At 59.0% G+C, this 2,413-nt stretch carries 1 protein-coding gene and 1 pseudogene; both read right to left on the bottom strand.

All coding sequences use genetic code 11. The annotated features are described in order from the left end of the window. A pseudogene (locus AC5ZGW_RS45810) lies at positions 1–844 on the bottom strand (IS3 family transposase); the annotation flags it as partial. A gap of 243 nt (positions 845–1,087) precedes the next feature. Then, positions 1,088–1,810, bottom strand: a complete 723-nt coding sequence (locus AC5ZGW_RS45805) for a winged helix-turn-helix domain-containing protein (protein WP_165435661.1) — start codon at positions 1,808–1,810, stop codon at positions 1,088–1,090. Positions 1,811–2,413 lie beyond the last annotated feature (603 nt).

The raw sequence follows: 2,413 nt of genomic DNA, 5'->3' as shown, positions 1-2,413 counted from the left end.
AGGTGGGCGGCATAGGCCGCGGGGGTCAGGTATTTCAGCGACGAGTGAGGCCGCCGGATATTGTAGTCGGCGACCCAAGCCGCGACCTTGACGCGGGTGTCATCCAGATCGAAGAACAGGGTCTCGTTGAGCAGTTCATCGCGCATCCGGCCGTTGAAACTCTCGACGAAGCCATTCTGCATCGGCTTTCCCGGTGCGATGAAGTGCCAATCGATATCTGCGTCCTTGCACCAAGCCAGCATGGCGTTGCAGGTGAACTCGGTGCCATGGTCGGACACGATCATTCCTGGCTTGCCACGCCGCTCGACGATGGCCGTCAGTTCGCGGGCCACGCGCCGCCCCGAGATCGACGTGTCCGGAATGGCGCCCAGGCATTCCTTGGTGACGTCGTCGACGATGTTGAGGATGCGGAAGCGTCGGCCATTGGCGAACTGGTCGTGGACGAAGTCCAGCGACCAGCGGGCATTTGGCTTGGCCTCGACCAGGATCGGGGCCCGGGTCCCCACGGCCTTGCGGCGAGCCCGCCGCTTGCGGACGGTGAGCCCTTCCTCGCGATAAAGCCGGTAGATCCGGTTGATCCCCGATGGCTCGCCCTCCCGCCGCAGCAGGACGAACAGCCGGCGGTAGCCGAAACGCCGCCGCTCGTTGGCGAGATCGCGCAACCGGCCGCGCAGAGCCGCGTCCGCAGGGCGGCTGGAGCGATAACGGATCATCTTCCGATCCGCGCCCACGATCGAGCAGGCCCGCCGTTCCGACAGGCTCATGACGGCCTGCAGATGCGCGACCGCAGCGCGCTTGGCGGCGGGCCCTACCATTTTTTTGAAAGCAGCTCGCGAAGCGCCGCCCATGAGGGCAATAAGGAAACGGTGCGAGCACGAGGCGGGGGATCGTACATTCGCGGGCGCAAAGGCCCATCAGACAGAACCTGTGTTGAAGTCGGACGAAGACGAGGCGGTGGCGCGCCAGCGCGCGCTGCTCAACCGGATTATCTCACTGCAGAAGCGCCGTCGTCATAATCTGACTTGACCTTCCGCTGAGCGGCAGCCGGCGTCAGTTGGCGCGTCGGATCTCTATCACGAGGAAGACTTCAAGCGCGGGCAGCCGGCATCGTAAACGAGTAACCCACTCCACGCACAGTTTTTATCAATCGGGGAGCCTGCGCATCTCCTTCAAGCTTGCGACGCAAACGGAGGATCTGAACATCTATGCTGCGATCGAGTATTTCTCCGTGCACACGCGTGGCCCGTTGTAGGTATTCTCGCGACAATGCCCGTTCTGCTGATTCAACAAAGGTCACCAGGAGCGAATATTCCGCCGCAGTCAAGGGTACCACCCGGCCTGAAGGATCATAGAGTTTTCGAGATTTGAGGCGCAGCTCCCACCCCGCGAAGAGCCATCGTGCGCCCTGCGCGCGGCTTCTCATTCCAGCTGTGAAGCGAACCCGGCGCCTGCTCAGAGCGTTGATGTGAGCGAGAAGCCGAGCCATGGACAGTGGTGTCGTTAGATATTCATCGGCACCGGAGTTCAGCCAGGTCACAGCATCGTACTCATCCCGTCGGCTCCCTACGACAATAATGGGAACATCTCCTCGATCACGGAGAGTACGCAGGAGCTCGAATCCGTTGTGCCGGACGAGGTCCATATTTACAATGATGACCTCATCGTTGTTGTAGCGGGTCAGCGCTTCTTCGCGGGTACGCACCAAGGCCGTACACAAGTTGTTGTTTCTCAAATATTCGTCCATCGTCTGGATAAGATTGAGATCATTATCGACGATAGTGATGCATCCAATTTTGTAGGCGTGGTTCATGTATCTCCTTTCCGTGCAACGGATATTGTTCTTCATCTGACTGCAAGTCGCTTTCCCAACATTGGTGGCCTAAGCGCCAGACGAGAGCGGCGGGAGCAGTACGAAAGTTGTGGCCATCATGCCTACAACCATGGGAACGAAAAAAAATCGCGCCAGATGTCCGCCTGTGAGTCAAAAGGTCGCGGCTTAGCCACGAGCGTTAGCCGTCATGTCCGCGCCGACTTCGTACACGCGAAGCGAGAGCCGCTTGAACCGTTTTGTTAGTTGGAAATGTGGCCGCTTCTGATGTTATTCCTGCGGCTATGCCAGAGGCATCGTCTGCTGTGGTTGCTGTGGGTATGCGGTCAACGCGTCAGCGTTGTTCGATGTCCAGAGCCATCGCATGGGGATGTCCCGATCGCTGTTGAACTACGTCGGGCCGACGTAGTTCAACACCGATCGGGACATCCCCCTCATTGCGATTCACGGCCCCACACGAGTACATAGATGCACAAACAAAGAAAGGAGACAAAGCCATATATCCAGTGTGAAGTGGACCCCGGATTTTGGACCAGCGGCTTAGGTGGTGCGGATGCCGTTCCGTTTTGATAAACGGAGCGGACC

It is taken from the genome of Bradyrhizobium sp. Crot121 (assembly GCF_059512385.1).
The sequence above is the reverse complement of the archived record's forward strand: the minus strand, read 5'-3'. Positions and strand labels throughout refer to the sequence as shown.

What these genes read in the sequence shown, in the direction of transcription:
- AC5ZGW_RS45805 (WP_165435661.1), bottom strand. Translation starts at nt 1,810, where the DNA reads ATGAACCACGCCTACAAAATTGGATGCATCACTATCGTCGATAATGAT.